The organism is Mycobacterium sp. NGS29, assembly GCF_059812965.1.
On the sequence record NZ_JCALDR010000012.1, the window covers coordinates 118,215 to 137,459 of the forward strand.

A 19,245-nucleotide genomic window follows, 5' to 3' on the forward strand; every position below is an offset into this window, starting at 1 on the left:
CTCCTTTGCCGGCACCACCTGGTGATCAGGCTCCTCGCATGTGACCGTAGTCCACTTGAGTGCCGTTGACCCGGACTCTTTTTCGCGGCGGCGTCCGGTTGCGGCGGCAGCAGGCTCCGCGATCAGCGGGCTGCGCTTAATGGCGCGCCCGAGCCACCCTGCCGGACAACAGGATTGGGCTGCGCGAACTCCGAGGCTAGTACAGCGGGATCCAGGTCCCGAAGAACCAGTAACCCCAGCCGCCGTACTGCCAGTTGAAGACCGGCAGCGCGGTGAAGTTGTTGTACGCGAACGGGCCGAAATCGCGCTGCCCGTAGCCGAGGTCACGCGCCGGAGGTCCCTCGTACGGCCGGTTCCATCCACCGGGGGGCGGCGGGCCATTCCATCCACCGGGAGGTGGCGGACCCTGCCAGTTGGGCGGCTGCTGGCCGGGCGGGGGGCCGTTGTTGTAGCCGAAGCCGCGTTGCGGCGGCGGAGGTGGCGCGCCGCGGCCGGGGAACAGGATGCCGGCCAGCGTGTTGATGGGACCACCCACCTGGTTGTTGGGCTGCTCCAGCGGTCCGCGCGGAATGAACGGCGGGTGCGGCGGCTGGGTGGCCGGGGCGTTGATGACGATCGTGATGCCCGGACCGGGAGTCGTCGAGGTGCTGGACTGTCCGGCCGGAGTCGTGGTGGTCTGCCCGCTCGACGTGGTCGTCTGCCCGCTCGACGTGGTCGTCTGCCCGCTCGGCGTCGTACTGGTCGACGAACTGGACGTGGTGGTCGACGGGGTGGTGGAGGTGGTGGCGGCGCTCGGCGAGGTGGTCGTCACCGTCGGCGTGGTGGCCTGCGTGGTCGTCGGGGTGGCCGGCGCCGTGGTGGTCTGGGCAGTCGGCGGCGCGCTACTCGCCGGAGCCGTCGCGGAGGTTTGCGGCGCCTGACTTTGCGGTGCCGTGGTCTGCGGCCGCGGCACCGTGGTCTGCGGGGCCGGGGTATTGGTTCCGGTTCCCGGCGTCGGGGTGTCCGGGGCGGAGTTGGCGAGCCCCGCGTCCAGCATGATCGCGGATATCCCCAGACCTGTCGCGACAGCCGCCGCGCCGACGACCCGTTTGATAGTCATAGCTGCGTCCCCTCCTGGGTTCGTCCGCCCGCGCTACGGGCAGGTCACGCTCATTTCGAACGACTTGGTCACCGGCTGCGGTTGCTGCGGGTTGGTCATGTCGACGCCCGACGCGGTGCCTTTGATGGCGTAGGTCTTGTCCTTCTTCGCCACCCCCGCGTTGGTGGCCTGGTTGGGCGCTGCGTCGGAGAAGCCGAGCGTGATCCCGTCGACGCTGCCCAGTCCGACCGCGTGCACGATCGGCGGGTTGGCGTTGCTGACCACCGCACCGATCCCGGCGGACGCATCGCCGATGCCGATGTTGGTGTTGGGCCCGGCCACTGTGCAGGTCACGGCGCCGGTGATGTTCAGGTTCTTGCCGTCGACGATGATCACCGGGCCGGCCGGCGCCGGCTGCGCCCCACTGGGCTGGCCGGCGGTGGACTTGTCCTTGTCGCTCGAACAACCGGTACCCGCCGCGATCACGACTGCCACACTCGTCACACCGATCCAGAACTGACGCTTCACCACTGCTCTCCTTGTCACTGGTGTCGGCCCCAACCAAGCGCTGCGCGCGGGTACCCGCCAGATCGCCTCCGCAAACCAATTCATACCGCGCACAGATTTGGCCGACCAGCCCTCAGCCAGGGCCGACGTGGCGGCCGAGGAAATCCAGCACGGCGTCGGCGAAGATGTCGTTCCGGTCGCCGGCAACCATATGACCGGCGCCGCGGACATCGGTGAACTCGACCTGCGGGAAACGCGCCAGGAATTCAGCGGCGCGTTCCTGACTGACCAGATCGCTGACCTGGCCTCGAACAAGCAAGACAGGCAAGCCATTTCGCAGAATCACTTCGATGGCCGCGTGCATCCGGTCGGGGTCTGTCACCTCGAAGGGCGGGAACGCCGCGGTGCCGCTGATGAACTGCGGATCCCAGTGCCAGTACCACCGGTCGCCGCGGCGGCGCAGATTGGTGGTCAACCCGTCCAGGTCGGTGGGTCGAGGCCGGTGCGGGTTGTACTTGGCGATCGCATCGGCGACCTCTTCGAGCGACCCGAAGCCCGTTTCCACCCGCTCGGACATGAAGGCGTGGATCCGGTCGGCGCCCGATTGCTCCATGTTCGGCACGATGTCGACCAGAACCACCGCGCTGGCGATACCCGGCGACACCTCCCCTGCCAACAGCATCGAGGTGAACCCGCCGAGCGAAGCCCCGACCAGCACCGGGTCCGGCGGTAGGTCACGCAACACTTCGGCGACGTCGGCGGCGAAGGTGACCACGCGGTAGTCGCCGTCGTCGGACCAATCCGATTCGCCGTGACCGCGCAGATCCACCGTGACAGCCTGGAACCCGCGTTGGGCGACCGCTGCCGCCGCCCGCCCCCACGAGCGCCGGGTCTGCCCACCGCCGTGCAGGAACACCACCGCGCGCGCCTGCGGATCACCCAGCCGGTCCCAGACGATCCGCACGCCGCCCGGTCCGCGGGTGCTGAAAGGTTCAGCTACCGTCGCCATCAGGGAATGGTAGGACGCTCCTGCCGAGCGCGGACCCGGCGATCACGCAGCCGCCGCACGATCGCCAGCGGCTCGCCGTCACGCCCGGGCGCGAACAGCGGAATGATGAGCGCGGCGATGGCGACGATGAGCGCCATCACCCCGTAGGACGCGCTGGATGCCGTCACGAACGCTTCCTTGCTGCGTTCAGCTAGCCGCATCCCTTGCGGCCCAAGATGATTCGCGACAGCCAGCGCCTTGGACAACGAGTCGGTGACGGGTCCGCGCACCGGCTCGGGATAGTTGCCGAGGGCGGCGGCGATGTGGTGGCTGTAACTGCCGGCGAGGATGGACCCGGCCAACGCGATGCCCAAGGCCCCGCCGACCTCGCGGGTCGCGTCGTTGACCGCCGATGCCACCCCCTGCTTCTGATCGGGTGCGGCCGTCATGATCGCCGATGTCGTTGGCGCCGTGCATAATCCGAATCCAGTGGCGATCACCATCAGGGGCCAGCACACTTCGGCGTAGGACGAGTCGACGTCCAGAGTGCACATGCACAGGAAGCCGACCGAGACCAGCACCATGCTCGCGAACACCACCACCCGCAGGCCGAGCTTGGGCACGTACCAGGACGATAGCGCGGACAGCGTCAGCAACGGGAAACCCATGGGGCTCAACGCAATTGCCGCGACCAGCGCCGAGTATCCCTTGACCTGCTGTAGGTACTGGACGACCAGGAAGAACAGCGCGAAAGTGGCCATGAACACCACCGTGATGGCCGCGGCGCCGGTGCCGAAGTTGGGATTGCCGAACAACCGGATGTCCAGCAGCGGTTGCGGCCGCCGTAATTCAACGAACCCGAACACCACCGCAAGCACCGAGCCTGCGATCAGACAGCCGAAGACGCGCGGGTCGCTCCACCCGTGTGCCGGCGCCTGCAGGATGCCGAACACGAAGACCGCCACCGCCGCCCCGATGGTCACCGCACCGGGAACGTCGAGCCGCGGGGCATCGACATCGCGTGATTCCGCAATGGTCAGTGTCGCCGCGAAAACCACCAGTCCGCCGATCGCGAGCGTCCAGAAGATCGACCGCCAGTCGAAGAACTCGATCAGCAGTCCGGTCCCGACCAACCCGAACAGACCCGCGGAGCCGGCGACCCCGGCCCAGATGCCGACCGCTTTGGTGCGAGCTTCCGGCGGGTAGGCCACCGTCAGCAGCGACAACGTCGCCGGCATCACGAACGCCGCCCCCGCACCGGCGAGGCCGCGCGCGGCGATGATCTGCATGGGACTGTGGAAGACCAGGGGCGCTGCCGATGCGATCGCGAAGATAGCCACTCCCACCAGCAGGGCACTGCGGCGTCCGTACCGGTCGCCGATCGCCCCGGCCGGCAGTAGCAGGCAAGCGAGCAGCAGCGTGTAGCTGTCCACGATCCAGGTCAGCTGCGTCTGCGTCGCCGCGGTGGCGATGGCTATGTCACTGAGCGCGGTATTCAGCGACACCATGGACGCGATCACGAGGGCGACACCGGCACAGGCGATGAACAGCGTCCAGCCGCGCCGGGCGCGGGATCCATCGGCGAAGGTGTCGGACCCTGACTGATCGGACCGTTTGCGGGTCCGGACTGCGAAACCGGTCATCGGCCCGCTTTCTTTTGTTGGACAGGAGCAAAACAAGACTGACAGTCTCGAAACGAGACCAGCGGTCTCATACCCGCCCGACAGTGCCCGGAAACGGGCGAGGCGTCAGGTGCGCGGCCCCCCGGGCAACCGGTCGCGCAACCACAACCCGATCCGGGTCAGCGGGTTGGCACCCGCACGCTGCGCGTCTTTGATCTTGTCCAGCGTCTGCTCGCCCTCGATGGCGTAGTCCTTGACTGATTCGTCGCCTTCTTCAGCGCGCATATCAATGCCTCTCCTCACGGCATCCCGTGCGGATACCTCTGTCGGCCTCGATTGGCCTACCCGCGCCGGTGGAATTTCAAAACCGGCGGCCCTCAGCCGCCGGTGCGGGTGAACGTCATGTCATACGGCCCGCCCTTGCAGGAACTGCCGGATTCGTCCTTGGTGCCGCTGCCGGTGAGCACCGATATCGGATCCTGGGCCGGCTCGGGCAGCGGGAAGGTGCCCTTGATCCTGACGTGCGAGGTGCCCCCGGCCGGACAGGCCGCGTCGTACTCGTCGTCGCGGGTCCAGACGTTGTCGGCGAACAGCAGGAGCTGGGTCCCGCTGCTGCCGTTGCGGACGAACCGACTGTTGCACCGGTCCCCGGTGCGCAGGCAGATGGTGTCCACGTTGTAGTCGGCTTCTTGCGGCTTGGGCGCATTGGGTCCGGTGTAGGTCGTCAGCAGATGGTAAAAGCCGTGCAGCGCCTGCGCGGGGGACAACACCCGGGCGGGCTGCTCCGCGGGGTCGGACAGGCCGGCGACATCCGCGTCGCCGCTGCGGGTGAAGGTGACGGTGCGCTTGCTGTAGCAATCCAGCGAGTCGGTGATCCATTCCCCGACCATGGTGCCGTCGGCGTGCGGCTGCAGCCAGACGTAGTTCCATTTTTCGATGCTCTTGTCGTTGCACTTGCCACCCTCGAGCGCGACGGCTATCCAGCGTCCCCGGACATCGTCGAAAATCAGCTTCGGTGTGTGGTTGTAGGTGCCGTCGCTGCGCTGCGCGGTGGCGACGCACTCGGTTCCCGACCCGTTGCATGCCGAGCGCAGCAACCAGGTCTCCTGGCCGGGCGGCTCGGAATTCGGCACCTCTTTGCCCGCGAGCGACACTTTCGGGCCGAAGTCGGCGGTGTAGGTGCCGGTGAACGGCCCGCTGTTGGTCAGCTCGCCGGGTTGCGCACCGCTGGAGTGCTCCGCGGTCGGCCGGCTCCCGCTACTGCCACCACCGCCGCTGGTCAACACGACCGCCGCGACCACCGCGACGACGGTCAGCAGTGCCCCCGCCCCCGCCAGGATCAGCGGCTTGCGGCGGCGTTTCGCCGGCGGCTTGGGCGTGTTCTCCTCGGCCGCCGGCCACGGCGCCGGAGTTTGCGGATCGCCGCTGGCCGGTCGGTACAGCGTCGGTTCGTCGGCGCTTGACGGCGACTGCTGATTCACATCGGCGGCCGGGCGGCGCTGGGTGGGATCGGTGAGGGGCCGACGCAGGTTCGGGTCGGTGGTCGGGCGCTGCACATTGCGGTCGGGTAGGGGCCGCTGCTGGTTGGGTTCGACGGGCGCGCGGTACTGGTTCGGGTCGACGTTCGGCCGGTACTGGCCCGGCCCGCCGGGAGGCCGGCGTGGGTCCGGGGGCGGGCGCCGCTGCCCCTGGTCCGGGTAGCCGGAGCCGGGGCGCATCGGGGGTTTCTGCTGCGGCGGCCGGTTCGGCGGCGGCGCGAGTTGGGTGCGTTGCTGAACCGGTTCGGGCCGGCGCATCGGAATGGGCCGGGTGCCGGTGACCGCTTCCCGGGCGGCCGCGGCCATGTCGGTGACCGTCGGGTAGCGCTGGTCGGGGCTCTTCGCCATCGCCGTCGCGACGACGTTGTCGAGTTCCTCGGGTATGCCGCGGCGCAGCGCCGACGGCCGCGGCGGCGGCAGGCTCAGGTGACCGCCGATCTGCTGCTCGAGGCTGCTGCCGGGGAACGGCTGTTCGCCGGTCAGGCACTCGTGCAGCACACATCCCAAGGCGTAGGTGTCGCCGCGCGGGTCGGTCTGGCCGCTGGTCACCCGCTCCGGCGCCATATAGGCCCAGGTGCCAATCACGTTGCCGGTACCGGTCATGTGCGAATCGCCCGCCGCACGGGCGATGCCGAAGTCGATCAGGTAGGCGAAGTCGTCCTCGGTGACCAGGATGTTGGAGGGCTTGACGTCGCGGTGCACCAACCCGATGCGGTGCGCCGAGCGCAACGCCGACGCGATCTGCTCGATGATGTTGACCGCGCGTTCCGGCTCCAGTGCGCCGTCGGCGATGATCGCCTGCAGGTCCCGGCCCACCACGAGGCGCATATCGACATAGAGCCGGCCCTCGATCTCCCCGAAGTGGTGGATCGGCACCACGTGCGGGTCGTTGAGGCCGGCCGCCGCCAGGGCCTCGCGGCGGAACCGCTGTTCGAAGGTGGGGTCGTTGGCCAGGTTGGCCGGCAGTACCTTCACGGCGACGACACGCTGGGTCTCGGTGTCGTAGGCGCGCCACACCTCACCCATGCCGCCGCGTCCCAGCAACTCGATGAACTGGTAGCGGCCGAAGGTCGTGCCCTGCACTCCGCCCCCTCAAGCGAAAGTTATCGATGCTATTCAAGAGAAAGATTAGAGCCGTGCGGGCGGCGACGCCCGGCTTTGCCACTTAGCTAAGCACGAAAAGTGGGACGCGGGATAGCTGGTCCCGGCCGGGGCCGCAGGGGGTCACATCACAGGGCGCTGATTCCGTTGTGGAGCACCATCGCGCCGATCAGCAGCAGCACGACGGCGAGCATGGCGGCGTGGTTTTTCTCCATCCAGTCCTTGAGCCGGTCGAGCTTGTCGTCGAGGCGGTCCCCGGCGCTCAGATAACCGACGATCGGGATCGCGACCGTCGATGCCGACAGGACGACGAAGATCGCGGCGAACAAAAACTTCCCGCCTGCGGCGAGCCCACTGGTTCCGATGGCCAAGCCGCCGGCCAGGCACAACAGCGACACCTCGAGGCGGACCACCGTCAACACCACCGCGACGATGCCCGCGCGCCCAGGGGTGATGGTGTCGAAAGCGCGCATCCAGCGCGGGGTGTCGGATTCCCGATGCCGGGTCAGCCACCGATAGCCGCCGAACAGGATCAGCACGGTGCCCAACACCACCCGCAACCAGGACGCCCACTGCGGCGTCGCCTGGTGCAGGCCCGCGAACAAACCGGATCCGGCGACGAAGATGCCGGTCAGCGCGGCCAACCCGAGCACCCACCCGGCCAGGAACGCAATCGCCGTCGGCCGGGGCCGCGGTGCGTGCAGCACCAGCACCGCAGGAATGATCGTCAACGGCGATACCGCGATGACCAGAGCCAGCGGTATCAGCTTGGTCAGCAACGAAACAAGATTTCCTGTCACGGGCAGCAATCTTCGCATTGAGCCGTGCCGGGTGACTCACCAAACGCCGAGGCGCACCGACGGGCAACGCCTGCGGTCAGTCCTTGCTGGCCTTGACCGGGTCCGCGCTGGGCGCCAGCTTGAGCAGATTGCCCCGCAGGCTGGCGCGCGCGGTCCGGACGGTCACCAGGACCCAGGTCAGCAGCAGGCCGGCGTAGGCGACGGTTGCGGCCACCGTGAACGCCGGCAGGTGGGTGTGCGACGCCAGCTGTGCCGTGCCCGTGACGAACGTGCCGACGGGGAAGGTCAGGCTCCACCAGGTCAGGGCGAACGGCATGCCGCGCCGCAACGTGCGGACGGTGAGCGAGGTGGCCAGCGCTATCCACAGCACCGCGAAACCCCACACCGGGACCCCGAAGATGACGGCGAACGCGGTCATGGCTGCCGCCAGCCGATGATCCACCGCGCCGGTCTCAGCAGCCGACGCGAGCAGGCCCGCCGCGGTGATGGATTGCCCCAGCGGACCCAGCACGATCCACAGTGTCGGCACCCGCGCCGAACCCGAGGTGCCGTAGAGCACCAACCTGCTCCAGATCATCGCGATGATGTTCAGCGAGGCCAGCAACGACATACCGAACATGGCGTAACAGCCGAACAGCATCGTCTCGCGGCCTGTTCCGGGCGGCAGGTGCGGCAGCAGCAGCGCGCCCGTCGCGGCCGACACCATCGGCGGCACCACCGGCATCAGCCAGCCCCCGAACGCCGCGTCAGGTTCCACGCGCAACTGGGTGAACATCAGGAACGGGATGCTCACCGCGGTGAACAGCCCACCGACGGTGCCGACCGTCCACAGCACCCAGTCCAGGTCCACCGCGATGCGTTCGCCGAGCAGATCCCCCGACACCAGCACCGCACCCGCGCCGACCGTCATCATCGCCATCGGCGCGGCACCGTAGAAATGCGCCATCTGCGGATTGCGGGCATGGGTACGGGCGACGGTGGGATTGCGCAGCCAATGGCCACCCACCAGGACGACCAGCACTGCCAGCAGAGCCGCGGCCAGTATCCAGACGCCGTGGGTGAAACCACGCAGCCCCGGCACCTGGACCGGCAGCGTGGCGCCCGCGATGGCCACGATTCCGGTGCCCATCACCGAGGCGAACCAGTTGGGCCCGATGTTGCCCAGCACCTCGACGCGGGTGGGTGACGTACCGGGTACCGGTGCCGCGTCGACCGGTATGGGGGCGCTCATAGCAGTGCAACCTACCCGCGCCCAAGTCACTAGACTCCCGATGAAGTGCACGGACGACGAAATGAGACGCACTTTTCGATGAAAGCGCCGTTGGTGATCGGGATCTGCACCGTGGTCGTGGTCGCGGCGCTGGCCATGCCGGTCAAGCAGCGCTGCGGTGCGCCGGACCGGACCTGCGCCACCACGGTCGACGCCCGCGGCGACGTGCACTACTACTACGAAGTCGAACCGTTCGGGATAGTGGTATTCGAGATAGTGACGGGTATGGACATCCCGTTGTATTACAGCTCCGGTGAGGAGATCGAGAGGGTCCGATGAACGCTCGAATAGCGGGACTGGTCGTAGTGGCGATGATGCTCGGCGGCTCCCTCGCCGCGGTACCTGTGACCGATGTGGCGCTGGTGAACGTCAGCGAGAACTACTGCGGCGCCAACTATCTGTGCCTGGCCGATCCGGCGCCGGACGGTGGCGACCAGGCCACCGCGGAACGCCGGATCACCGACGGCTACGTCGCCAAACAGGCCGGCTGCACCCCCGATGCACCGGCCAACCCGCGGTCCGTCACCTGGGATCCGCCCGGATTCACCCCCAACGCCGGGGGCGCAGGCATGATCAACGACGCCAACCCGGCCCTGGGCGGTCACTTCGTGGCCGACTACGTCAACGGCCGCTGGCACATCGACTATCAGTACTGCTGAGCTCCGGGATATCGCGCGAAACTCCCCCGAAAGGGTGTCTGACCTGCTCACCAGGTGAGTCTGCCCACATCGTTACCCGTGGAGCATGGGCTCCGCAGCAATCTGTCGCATACTGGACGTCATGCCTGAAACGACTGCACCGCAAACCGCCGGCCGGGCGCCGGCCGGTTGGTGGGTGGTTGGCCGAGGACGGTAGTGGCGCGCTCCGGCGGTAACCACCGCCTCCGATCAGACCGCCGCGCTGCTCGGCGGCCGTCGCGACTGGCCAAGCGGCTGTCGCGGGTCTTCATGACCCTGGCCTCGGCAGTGGCGGTCGGGATGACCGGGGCCGGCTACTGGGTCGCGCACGGCGCGCTCGGCGGCATCACCATTTCGCAGGCGTTGACCGCCGAGGACCCGCGGTCCAGCGGAAACACCATGAACATCCTGCTGATCGGGCTGGACTCCCGCAAAGACCAGGAGGGCAACGACCTGCCCTGGTCGATCTTGAAGCACCTGCACGCCGGCGACTCCGACCAGGGCGGCTACAACACCAACACGCTGATCCTCGTGCACGTCGGCGCCGACGGTAAGGTCGTCGCCTTCTCGATCCCACGAGACGACTGGGTGCCCTTCAACGGCGTCCCGGGCTACAACCACATCAAGATCAAAGAGGCGTACGGGCTCACCAAGCAGTACATCGCCAACCAGCTGGCCAATCAGGGCTCGCTCACCCAGCGCGAGCTGGAAGCCCGGGGCCGCGAAGCCGGCCGGGCCGCCACGCTGCGCGCGGTGCGCAGCCTGACCGGCGTTCCGATCGACTACTTCGCCGAGATCAACCTCGCCGGCTTCTATGACCTGGCCCAAACGCTGGGCGGCGTCGAGGTATGCCTGAACCATCCCGTCTATGACTCCTACTCCGGCGCCGACTTCCCGGCCGGGCGTCAGCGCCTGGACGCCTCCCAGGCGCTGTCGTTCGTCCGGCAACGGCACGGTCTGGAGAACGGCGACCTGGACCGCACCCACCGCCAACAGGCCTTCTTGTCCTCGGTCATGCGGGACCTGCAGAGTACGGGCACCTTCACCGACCTGAACCGCCTCAACAGCCTGATGGCCGTGGCCCGCAAAGACGTCGTGCTGTCGGCGGGCTGGGACGAGGGCCTGTTCCGCCGGATGGGCGAACTCGCCGGTGGGAACGTCGAGTTCCGCACGCTGCCGGTGGTGCGTTACGACAACATCGACGGCCAGGACGTCAACATCATCGATCCGGCCGCGATCAAGGCCGAGATCGCGGCGGCGTTCGGAACGGTTGCCGCCCCGACCCCGGCGACCACTACCAGCAGCAAACCGAACCCGGCGACCGTCGTCGACGTGGTCAACGCCGGCAGCATCGGCGGCATGGCCAGCCAACTGTCCACCGCGCTGAAAAAGCGCGGTTTCACCGCGGGACAGGTCCGCGACCGCGAGTCAGGCGACCCGACGTCCACCACGCTCCAATACGGTCCGGGTGCGGAAGCCGACGCGCAGAACCTGGCCACGCTGCTCGGCGTCGACGCTCCGCTACAGCCGAGCCCGAACATTGCGGCCGGACATATCCGGGTGACTGTCGACACCAACTTCTCGCTGCCCGCCGCCGAAGAAACCACCACCACGAGCACCAGCACCACCACGACCACGACATCGACCAGCGGCTATTACTACAACGGCAACTTCACGCCGTATCCCACGCCCGATCGCGGCAAGCCGATCGACGGCGGCGGCGTGCCCTGCGTCAACTGAGCCGCGTCAGGCGTGGGTTCCGCCGTCGATGCGGATCTCGGTCCCGGTGATGAACGCGCCGTCCTCGGAGACCAGCATCGCGATGACACCGGCGATCACCGACGGGTCGGCCATCCCGGTGCCGCTGGACGTTTCGGTAGTGGGCAGGATCGGCATCAGCCTGCCGAACAGCGACCAGTTCGCGTCTTTGGGGATGTATCCGCCGGTGGCGTCGGTGATTCCGGACTTGATGCTGCCCGGCGCCACGCATACCGCCCGCAGACCGGCGCCGGCGTACTCCAGCGCCAGCGAGTGGGTGAACGCCTGCACCCCGCCTTTGCTGGCGGCGTAGGCCGCCATGTAGGGATGCGCGAAGGTCGCCGAAGTGGAACTGAAGTTCACCACCGTGCTGCGCGCGTTGTCCAGCAGCGCGGGCAACGCTTCGCGGACCACCAGGAAGGTGCCGGTCAGGTTCACGGTGATGATCTGATTCCACAACTGAAGGCTGGTCTGCCGGGTGTGGGCGGCACGCAGCATGCCGGCGGCGTTCACCACGGAGTCGAGGCCGCCGAGGGTGCCGACCGCCGTCCGCACCCCGTCGATCACCGCCTGCTCGTCGGCCACGTCCATCGGCAGCGCGGTGAACCGGTCACCGGCCCGTTCCCCGACGGCGGTCAACGCGTCAGCGGCAACGTCGGCCCCCACCACCCGGGCACCTTCGTCCAGTAAGCGCAGCGCGGTCGCCCGACCGATCCCCGACGCCGCGCCGGTCACCAGGATCCGCTGGCCAACGAGTCGCTGCACGGCTTGCTCAGACCACGCCGCGCAGCGCGTCGGCACCGAACATCTGCTCCATCATCGACGAATAGTCCGGGCCGCGGCGCACCATGTGGCCGCCGTCGACGTTGATGCACTGGCCGGTGATGAAACTGGCGGCATCGCTGAGTAGGAACATGGCCAGATTGGCCACATCCTCGACTTCACCCACCCGCGGCAGCGGCGTGCACAGCGCATAGTCGCCGCTGATCTCCGGCGACTGGATCACGCTGGCGTCGACCAGGTCGGTGCGGATCAGACCCGGACGGATGCTGTTGGCCCGCACCCACGACGCCCCGAGTTCGTCGGCGGCCAGCTGCATCATGTGGTCGATGGCCGACTTGGTGACCCCGTACGGCCCGAACCAGCGGTGGGTGTTGCTGGCCGCGATCGAGGAGATCGCCACGAATGACCCGCCGCCGCCGCGCACCAGTTCGCGGGCGGCGTGCTTGAGCACGTACATGGTGCCGTTGACGTTGAGGTCGACGGTGCGCCGCCAGGCGTCGGAGTCGGTGTGGGTGAGCGGTCCGATGGTCAGCGATCCCCCGGCACTGTGCACGACGCCGTGCAACCGGCCGTGCCAGGCGGTCGTCGCGTCGACCGCTCGGGTGACCTCGTCCTCGTTGGTGACGTCGACGGGTTCGTAGCGGATCGAGCCGGGCAGCTGCAGCCCCTCGATCTCCTCGACGGCCTGCGCCAGCCGGTCGGAGCTGCGGCCCACGATCATGACCGACGCGCCGGCGTCGACGAGCCCGGTCGCCACCGCCTTGCCGATCCCGCTACCACCACCGGTGACCAGATACGTCCGGTCGTCAAACGAAAGCTGCACGGAAAGACCCTCTCTCGGTCAGGGCTCGTCGCGACGGGCGATCTTGGTCGGCCTGGCGGAACGCCAGTCCTCGACGTCCGGCGGCAGCCCGACCGGGAATCTGTTCTCATTGTGGGCCGCCCAGTGCGCGTGCCCTAGCTCGTGGACGTGGAACGCGTGCCGCAACGCCTCGGTGAACCCCATCGCGTCCGACGCGGCGTTCACCGAAGCTTTGACCAGCAGCGCGGCCATCGTCGGTCTCTCGGCGATGCGGCGCGCGAACTCCAGCGTCTTGTCCTCCAGCTCGTCCACCGGGAACACCTTGGACACCATGCCCAGCCGGTAGGCCTCGTCGGCGTCCAGCGAATCACCGGTCAACAGCAGCTCTTTGGCCTTGCGCGCCCCGAACTCCCAGGGATGCGCATAATATTCGACGCCCGGCATGCCCAGCCGCACCGCGACCACGTCGCTGAACTTCGCGTTGTCGGCCGCGACGATCAGGTCGCAGGCCCAGATCAGCATCAGCCCCGCCGAGATCGCGTTGCCCTGCACCTGCGCGATGGTGATTTTGCGCAGATCGCGCCAGCGGGCGGTGTTCTCGAAGAAGAAGTGCCACTCCTGGTGGTAGAGCTTCTCCACGATCGGCGTCAAGGTGGCGCCGTGCGACTGGAACGTCGGGTGCTGGGCCGGGCCGGGCTTTCGCTCCAGCAGCGCGGCCTCCGAACCCAGATCGTGGCCGGCGGAGAAGTTGCGGCCCCGGGCGGCCAGGATCACCACCCGGACGGTGTCGTCGGCCTCGGCGCGCCGGAAAGCCTCGTCCAACTGCACCAGCAGGGTGCGGTTCTGGGCGTTGTGCTCGGCCGGTCGGTTCAACCAGATGCGTGCGATGCGACCCTCGTCGAGGGTCTCGTAGGCCACCATTTCCGGGGCCTGGTACTCCTGCGCCTCGGCGCTGTCCTGATCGGAGAGTGTCATGCGCCCACCTCACTTGTCACGGGCTAGGTCTTTACACATTACGGACGGTCTGTAAGCGGGCCGTAGCTGGGGCGGCGCGCCCCGGTGAGCACGCCGACCCGGGTGCCGGACTAGAAAGCGCCGGCGACCCGGCTTCCCTTACAGTTGAGTAATGCCTACCAAGACCGACCACGGTGACATCGGCGACGTGGAACCGCTGGCCGACAGCACGGCCAGCCAGGCTCGACGCGTTGTCGCCGCATACGCCAACGACGCCGACGAGTGCCGGGTCTTTCTGTCCATGCTGGGTATCGGGCCGGCGAAACTCGACAACTAATGGCTCCCAAGGGTGGCGGGGACTCTGACTTCGTCGTCGTCGCCAACCGTCTGCCGGTCGATCAGGAACGGCTCCCCGACGGCACCGTCAACTGGAAACGCAGCCCCGGCGGCCTGGTCACGGCCCTGGAGCCGCTGCTGCGCAAGCGGCGCGGGGCCTGGATCGGCTGGCCCGGGGTCGTTGACGACGACGTCGAACAGCAAGACGCGCCGATCGCCCAGGACGACCTGCAGCTGTATCCGGTCCGGCTCAGCGCCGCGGATGTCGCGCAGTACTACGAAGGGTTCTCCAACGCCACGCTGTGGCCGCTCTATCACGATGTGATCGTCAAGCCGGCCTACCACCGCGAGTGGTGGGAGCGGTATGTCGACGTCAACCGCCGGTTTGCCGAAGCGGCTTCGCGCGCCGCCGCCCAGGGTGGCACCGTCTGGGTGCAGGACTACCAGCTGCAGCTGGTGCCGAAGATGCTGCGCGAGTTGCGGCCGGACCTGACCATCGGATTCTTCCTGCACATCCCGTTCCCGCCGGTCGAGCTCTTCATGCAGTTGCCGTGGCGCACCGAGATCATCGAGGGGTTGCTGGGGGCCGACCTGGTGGGCTTCCACCTAGCCGGCGGCGCCCAGAACTTCCTGATCCTGTCCCGGCGGCTGGTCGGTGTCGAGACCTCGCGGGGAGCCGTGGGGGTGCGCTCCCGCTTCGGCGAAGTGCAGCTCGACGACCGCAAGGTCCGGGTGGGCGCCTTCCCCATCTCGATCGACTCCAGTGAGCTGGATCGGGCGGGCCGCGACCGCAACATCCGCCGCCGGGCCCGGGAGATCCGCGCCGAGTTGGGCAACCCGCGCAAGATCCTGCTCGGTGTCGACCGCCTCGACTACACCAAGGGCATCGACGTGCGGCTCAAAGCGTTCAACGAGCTGCTCGACGAGGGGCGCGCCAAACGGGACGACACCGTACTGGTCCAGCTGGCCACCCCCAGCCGGGAGCGGGTCGAGAGCTACCAGATCCTGCGCAACGACATCGAGCGGCAGGTCGGGCACATCAACGGCGAGTACGCCGAGGTCGGTCACCCGGTGGTGCACTACCTGCACCGGCCGGTCCCGCGCGACGAACTCGTCGCGTACTTCGTGGCCAGCGACGTCATGCTGGTCACCCCGCTGCGCGACGGCATGAATCTGGTGGCCAAGGAGTACGTCGCCTGCCGCGGCGATCTGGGCGGCGCCCTGGTGCTGTCCGAATTCACCGGCGCCGCAGCAGAACTGCGTCAGGCTTACCAGGTCAACCCGCACGACCTCGAAGGTGTCAAGGATGCGATCGAGGCCGCGCTCACCCAGTCCGACGAAGAGGGCCGGCGCCGGATGCGCGCGCTGCGCCGCCAGGTGCTCGCCCATGACGTGGACCGTTGGGCGCGGGCCTTTTTGGACGCGCTGGCCGATGGGCGTCCGAACGGCTCCGACTGAACCATGGTGCTGCCGCCGAAACGCTGTGATACTCAGGGTGCAGCGCTCGGCGTGGGAACAAGCACCGATAGGGAGAGTTTCGTGAAGATCCGTCGCGGACTGGCCGTGAGCGCCGTCGTGAGCACGGCCGTCGCTGTGGGGATGGCGCTGGATTCCGACACGCCGGCCCATGCGATTGGACCGCCGGCCGACGGCAGCTACGCCTTCAACCAGGCCGGTGTGTCCGGCGCCGTCTGGGCCATCAGCGCGTTGTGCGTTCAACCGTCGGGAACCCGCAATATGAACGACTATTCGGACCCGATCGTCTTCGCCATGAACTGCGCGCTGAACGTGGTCAGCACGACCCCGGCCAACAACACCCGGGCCGAACATCTGCAGAACTTCAGCGGCCGGGCCCGGATGAGCAGCATGCTGTGGACCCTGGATGTCAAGAAATCAGAGGGCATTTCGTGTCCGGGCGGTGGATTCGCCGAAACCCACGAAACCTATGCGTTCAGCGACGAGACGATGTCGGGCACCCACACCATCCTCAACGACGCGGTGTGCGGCCTGCAGCCGGGGATGACCAAGCAGCCGTTCTCCCTGGCCTTGATCGGCCCGCCGCCCAGCCCGGTCGAGCGGTATCCGTTGAACTGCAACGAATACGCGATGTGCTTCTAGTCGAGCTCAGATAGGCGCGATCTTGGCGATCAGCCACTTGCCGTCGATGCGCTGGAATTCCACCCGGAGCCGGCTACCCTCGTAGATGGGCTGGCGGGTCTTGTCGGTCACGATGCGGTTCATGTAGACCATGACCGCCGCCGAATTCCGGTTGGCCGACATCACTCCCACGCCGGACACGCTGGCCTGTACCACGACCTCGCGTTTCTTGGCCTCGGGGATGATCTGCTCGTTGACGCCCTTGCGGAACTCCTGCAAATACGCGGGCGTCAGCAGCGGAAAGGCTTCGGTCAGGGTGCGCTCGACGGTCTGAAATTCGTAGCCGAAGACCTGCGGGATCTCCTTCTCGGCCAGCTTCGGCAGGGTATCGCGCGCCGCCTGTTCGCCGCGTGCCTCCACCCGGTCCCAGTACATCCAGCCCCCGGCCGCCGACAGCCCCACCACCAGCGCGATCGCCAGGCTGGCGGCGGCGGTGAACAGCCACCGCAACCAGCGCATCAGTTACCCCCGTTGGGGTACATCAGGTCGTAACCGGTCATCCGGCCGGCGTCGTCCTCGTGCACGATGACCCGCAGCCGGTAGGGCTCGGACGGCTTGTTCACGCCGTCGATGTCGGCGACCGTCACCCGCACCGCCACCAGCACCGACGCGTTGTTGCTGACCGGGTCGATGCCCTCCAGGGCGGCACCGTTGACGACGGCCTCCGAGGTCGCGTTGGTCTTGCGGTACAGCGATTTGAGGAACTCGATGCTCTCGGTGCCGAATTTGCTGCGCAGCGGCCCGCTGGTGCCGTTGACGAACCGGTTGACCGACTCGTCGATGGTGTCCGGCGTGTAGCTGTACATGTTGACCACGGTCTGCTTGCCGGCGTCGACGAAACGCTGCTCGCGGGCCTGACGTGCGTCGGCGTGCCGGTGCTGGAGCAGCAGGACGGTGACCACCGCCGTCAGCCCGGCGATTGTCACCATCGCGGCCGCCAGCGAAATCCAGCCGACCAACCGCCGGTGCGGCTGCCGTCGCCGCGGCGGTCTGGCCTTTGCGGTGCGTTTGTCGAGTTGGACCGTCCGCGGTGTCGTCGCCTCAACCGCGGCATCGCCCGGGGCGGGGCTCTTGCCGTTCGTTTCGGCCGTGGGCGGTCCCGCCGCCCGCGACGCCTTGCGGCGTACGCGCGGGGTCGTCGACTGTGTTTCTGTCACCACCGGAACCACTGAACCTTGCTCGTCAGAACGCTTTGGGCGCCAGCATCAGGTCCACCCAATTCTCGGCGGTGGACGTGCCGCTCACGCCGGACGCGAAGATACCAGTGCCACCGGCCGGGTCGGCGAACCGTCCGGTAGCCGGGTCGTACGTCGTGTACGCCGGACCGGCGGCCTGCGGCTCGGGACCGGGCGCCGGGCCGGTGCCCAGCGGCGGACCCGGCGGCTCGAGGTACTTCGGGTACGGCAGCTGCGGCGGCACCGGCGGCACACCCGGCGGCATGTACGACGGGTTGCCCGGCGGTGGCCCGCTGTCATTGGGCGGCGGATGGTTGAACGCCGGCTGATGCGGAGCCGGACCCGGGCCCGGCACCACCCCGGGCGGCGGTGGGCCCGCGATCGGGATGCCCGGATCGGGGTCCGCTCCCGGCGGAATGTACGGGAAGTGGTTGGGCGGCAGGATGTTCAACCCGTTGGTGACCGGAGTGCCGTACGGGACCGGCGGGCCGCGCCACGGGTTGCTGCCGATCGGCACGAACCCTTGCGGGTCACGGCACAACTGGACCGTGGGTGCCCGCTTGCCGGGGAACTCCTGGCACGGGTAGTTGCGGGCGCCGCGCACGGTGGTGGGGTCGTTCTGCGCTGCCTTGCAGTACATGTCGCGCGGGACCTCGCGCACCGTCTCGTCGGCCGGGGTGCGCATCAGCGGCGCGGGGATGAAACCGGTGCTGCACGGCGGCGGGTCGTTGAGGTCGAGCTTGAAGTCCAGCTTCGCGCCCTCGTCCTGCGGCGCGCCACCAGCCGCGGTGGTGATGGCCGCGAACAGCGCCGGGAAGACCACCAGGAGTTGCTCGATCGACTTGTGGTAGATCACGCCGACCCGGCCCAGATTCGCCATGTTGGCCGCCAGCGCCGGGAACGACGGGCGGATGCCGCTGAACGTCTCGTTGGCCTGGTCGATCGCGCCCGGGGCGGTGGCCAGCGTGTCGCGCAGCCGAGGGTCGGCGACCCGCACCTGGGAGGTCACCCGTGCCAGCCCGTCGGCCAGGGTCCTGATGTCGGCGCCGGCGCGGACCTGGGCTTGCAGGAACGGCCCGGCCTGGTCGATCAGCTGCGAGACCTGCGGGTAGTCGGCGTTGGCCTCGTCCACCAGCAACCGTGCCGACTCGACCAACCGGGCCAATTCCGGGCCGGTGCCGTTGGTCGCCACGAACGCCTCGTGCAGGACTTCGCGCAACCGGGTGTCACCCAGGCTGTTGACCAGTGTCTCCGCCCGCTTCAGCAAATCGGCGACGTCCTGCCCGATCTGGGTGTTGGCCCGGTCGATCTTGGCGCCGTTGCGCAGCTTGCCCGGCGACGGGTTCGCCGGCGGCACCAGGTCGATGTACTGCTCGCCGATCGCCGACACGCTTTTCACGGTGGCGGTGACGTTCGCCGGAATCGGGGTTCCGCTGTTGAGCCGCATCTGGGCGGTGACGCCACTCTTGTTCAGCCCGACGGATTCGACCCGGCCGACCGCCACGCCGCGGAAGGTGACGTTGGCGTTCTTGTACAGACCCCCGCCGGCCACGAAATCGGCACTCACACGGTAGGTTCCGATGCCGAAGGTGGCCGGCAACCGCAGATAGAAGATCGCCATCACGGCCAGGGTGATGACCGTGATGATCGCGAAAATCGACAGCTGGATCTTGGTGAGTCTGTCTATCATCGTCCCGCC

General features: G+C 68.1%; 20 protein-coding genes. 6 read left to right on the top strand and 14 right to left on the bottom strand.

What is annotated here, in order from left to right; translation table 11 throughout:
• Positions 1–196 precede the first annotated feature (196 nt).
• The 8 genes from AC5Y5Z_RS17370 to AC5Y5Z_RS17405 form a co-directional block, all read right to left on the bottom strand.
• A complete protein-coding gene (locus AC5Y5Z_RS17370) occupies positions 197–1,099 on the bottom strand; it encodes an MAP_0585 family protein (protein ID WP_499919063.1) in 903 nt (300 codons plus the stop codon).
• A gap of 33 nt (positions 1,100–1,132) precedes the next feature.
• On the bottom strand, positions 1,133–1,606 hold the full coding sequence (locus AC5Y5Z_RS17375) for a lipoprotein LpqH (RefSeq protein ID WP_499926530.1): 474 nt from the start codon (positions 1,604–1,606) through the stop codon (positions 1,133–1,135).
• A 112-nt stretch (positions 1,607–1,718) separates the two neighbouring features.
• Positions 1,719–2,594, bottom strand: a complete 876-nt coding sequence (locus AC5Y5Z_RS17380) for an alpha/beta fold hydrolase (protein ID WP_499926532.1) — start codon at positions 2,592–2,594, stop codon at positions 1,719–1,721.
• Entirely contained in the window at positions 2,594–4,216 is a 1,623-nt protein-coding gene (locus AC5Y5Z_RS17385) for an MFS transporter (protein ID WP_499926534.1), read from the bottom strand. The genes AC5Y5Z_RS17380 and AC5Y5Z_RS17385 overlap by 1 nt, the downstream gene beginning before the upstream one ends.
• A gap of 105 nt (positions 4,217–4,321) precedes the next feature.
• Positions 4,322–4,480 carry a hypothetical protein gene (locus AC5Y5Z_RS17390; RefSeq protein WP_499919068.1) on the bottom strand — a complete coding sequence of 53 codons (159 nt, stop codon included), beginning with the start codon at positions 4,478–4,480 and terminating at the stop codon, positions 4,322–4,324.
• A 92-nt stretch (positions 4,481–4,572) separates the two neighbouring features.
• Complete coding sequence (locus AC5Y5Z_RS17395) at positions 4,573–6,816, bottom strand: serine/threonine-protein kinase (protein WP_499926536.1); 2,244 nt, start codon at positions 6,814–6,816, stop codon at positions 4,573–4,575.
• 146 nt (positions 6,817–6,962) lie between these two features.
• Positions 6,963–7,652, bottom strand: coding sequence for a GAP family protein (locus tag AC5Y5Z_RS17400; protein ID WP_463828401.1), 690 nt, complete (start codon positions 7,650–7,652; stop codon positions 6,963–6,965).
• 58 nt (positions 7,653–7,710) lie between these two features.
• On the bottom strand, positions 7,711–8,865 hold the full coding sequence (locus AC5Y5Z_RS17405) for a TDT family transporter (RefSeq protein ID WP_463828400.1): 1,155 nt from the start codon (positions 8,863–8,865) through the stop codon (positions 7,711–7,713).
• A gap of 78 nt (positions 8,866–8,943) precedes the next feature.
• Here AC5Y5Z_RS17405 and AC5Y5Z_RS17410 point away from each other — a divergent pair, with 78 nt between their 5' ends.
• The 3 genes from AC5Y5Z_RS17410 (at position 8,944) to AC5Y5Z_RS17420 (ending at position 11,321) form a co-directional block, all read left to right on the top strand.
• Positions 8,944–9,183 (top strand): hypothetical protein, encoded by a 240-nt coding sequence (locus AC5Y5Z_RS17410; protein WP_473140167.1) that lies wholly within the window; start codon positions 8,944–8,946, stop codon positions 9,181–9,183.
• Entirely contained in the window at positions 9,180–9,563 is a 384-nt protein-coding gene (locus AC5Y5Z_RS17415) for an integrase (RefSeq protein ID WP_473140166.1), read from the top strand. The genes AC5Y5Z_RS17410 and AC5Y5Z_RS17415 overlap by 4 nt, the downstream gene beginning before the upstream one ends.
• Positions 9,564–9,758: 195 nt before the next feature.
• Positions 9,759–11,321, top strand: a complete 1,563-nt coding sequence (locus tag AC5Y5Z_RS17420; RefSeq protein WP_499926539.1) for an LCP family protein — start codon at positions 9,759–9,761, stop codon at positions 11,319–11,321.
• 6 nt (positions 11,322–11,327) lie between these two features.
• On the opposite strand, the gene AC5Y5Z_RS17425 is transcribed toward AC5Y5Z_RS17420, so the two are convergent.
• The 3 genes from AC5Y5Z_RS17425 to AC5Y5Z_RS17435 are packed head-to-tail and all read right to left on the bottom strand — an operon-like array spanning position 11,328 to position 13,899.
• Entirely contained in the window at positions 11,328–12,104 is a 777-nt protein-coding gene (locus AC5Y5Z_RS17425) for an SDR family NAD(P)-dependent oxidoreductase (RefSeq protein ID WP_463828396.1), read from the bottom strand.
• Positions 12,105–12,111: 7 nt separating this feature from the next.
• Positions 12,112–12,945, bottom strand: coding sequence for an SDR family oxidoreductase (locus AC5Y5Z_RS17430; RefSeq protein ID WP_463828395.1), 834 nt, complete (start codon positions 12,943–12,945; stop codon positions 12,112–12,114).
• Positions 12,946–12,963: 18 nt separating this feature from the next.
• Entirely contained in the window at positions 12,964–13,899 is a 936-nt protein-coding gene (locus AC5Y5Z_RS17435) for an enoyl-CoA hydratase (protein WP_499926541.1), read from the bottom strand.
• 151 nt (positions 13,900–14,050) lie between these two features.
• Between AC5Y5Z_RS17435 and AC5Y5Z_RS17440 the strand changes: the two genes are divergently transcribed.
• The 3 genes from AC5Y5Z_RS17440 (at position 14,051) to AC5Y5Z_RS17450 (ending at position 16,332) form a co-directional block, all read left to right on the top strand.
• Entirely contained in the window at positions 14,051–14,215 is a 165-nt protein-coding gene (locus tag AC5Y5Z_RS17440) for a hypothetical protein (protein WP_463828393.1), read from the top strand.
• Positions 14,215–15,672, top strand: a complete 1,458-nt coding sequence (locus tag AC5Y5Z_RS17445; protein ID WP_463828392.1) for an alpha,alpha-trehalose-phosphate synthase (UDP-forming) — start codon at positions 14,215–14,217, stop codon at positions 15,670–15,672. The genes AC5Y5Z_RS17440 and AC5Y5Z_RS17445 overlap by 1 nt, the downstream gene beginning before the upstream one ends.
• 81 nt (positions 15,673–15,753) lie before the next feature.
• Positions 15,754–16,332 carry a hypothetical protein gene (locus AC5Y5Z_RS17450; protein ID WP_463828391.1) on the top strand — a complete coding sequence of 193 codons (579 nt, stop codon included), beginning with the start codon at positions 15,754–15,756 and terminating at the stop codon, positions 16,330–16,332.
• Between the two features lie 6 nt (positions 16,333–16,338).
• Here the strand turns inward: AC5Y5Z_RS17450 and AC5Y5Z_RS17455 are convergent, their stop codons facing one another.
• The 3 genes from AC5Y5Z_RS17455 to AC5Y5Z_RS17465 are packed head-to-tail and all read right to left on the bottom strand — an operon-like array spanning position 16,339 to position 19,236.
• Positions 16,339–16,830, bottom strand: coding sequence for a mammalian cell entry protein (locus tag AC5Y5Z_RS17455; protein WP_463828390.1), 492 nt, complete (start codon positions 16,828–16,830; stop codon positions 16,339–16,341).
• Entirely contained in the window at positions 16,830–17,531 is a 702-nt protein-coding gene (locus AC5Y5Z_RS17460; RefSeq protein WP_463828389.1) for an Rv1363c family protein, read from the bottom strand. Before AC5Y5Z_RS17460 ends, AC5Y5Z_RS17455 begins: the two co-directional genes overlap by 1 nt.
• 22 nt (positions 17,532–17,553) lie before the next feature.
• A complete protein-coding gene (locus AC5Y5Z_RS17465) occupies positions 17,554–19,236 on the bottom strand; it encodes a virulence factor Mce family protein (protein ID WP_463828388.1) in 1,683 nt (560 codons plus the stop codon).
• Positions 19,237–19,245 lie beyond the last annotated feature (9 nt).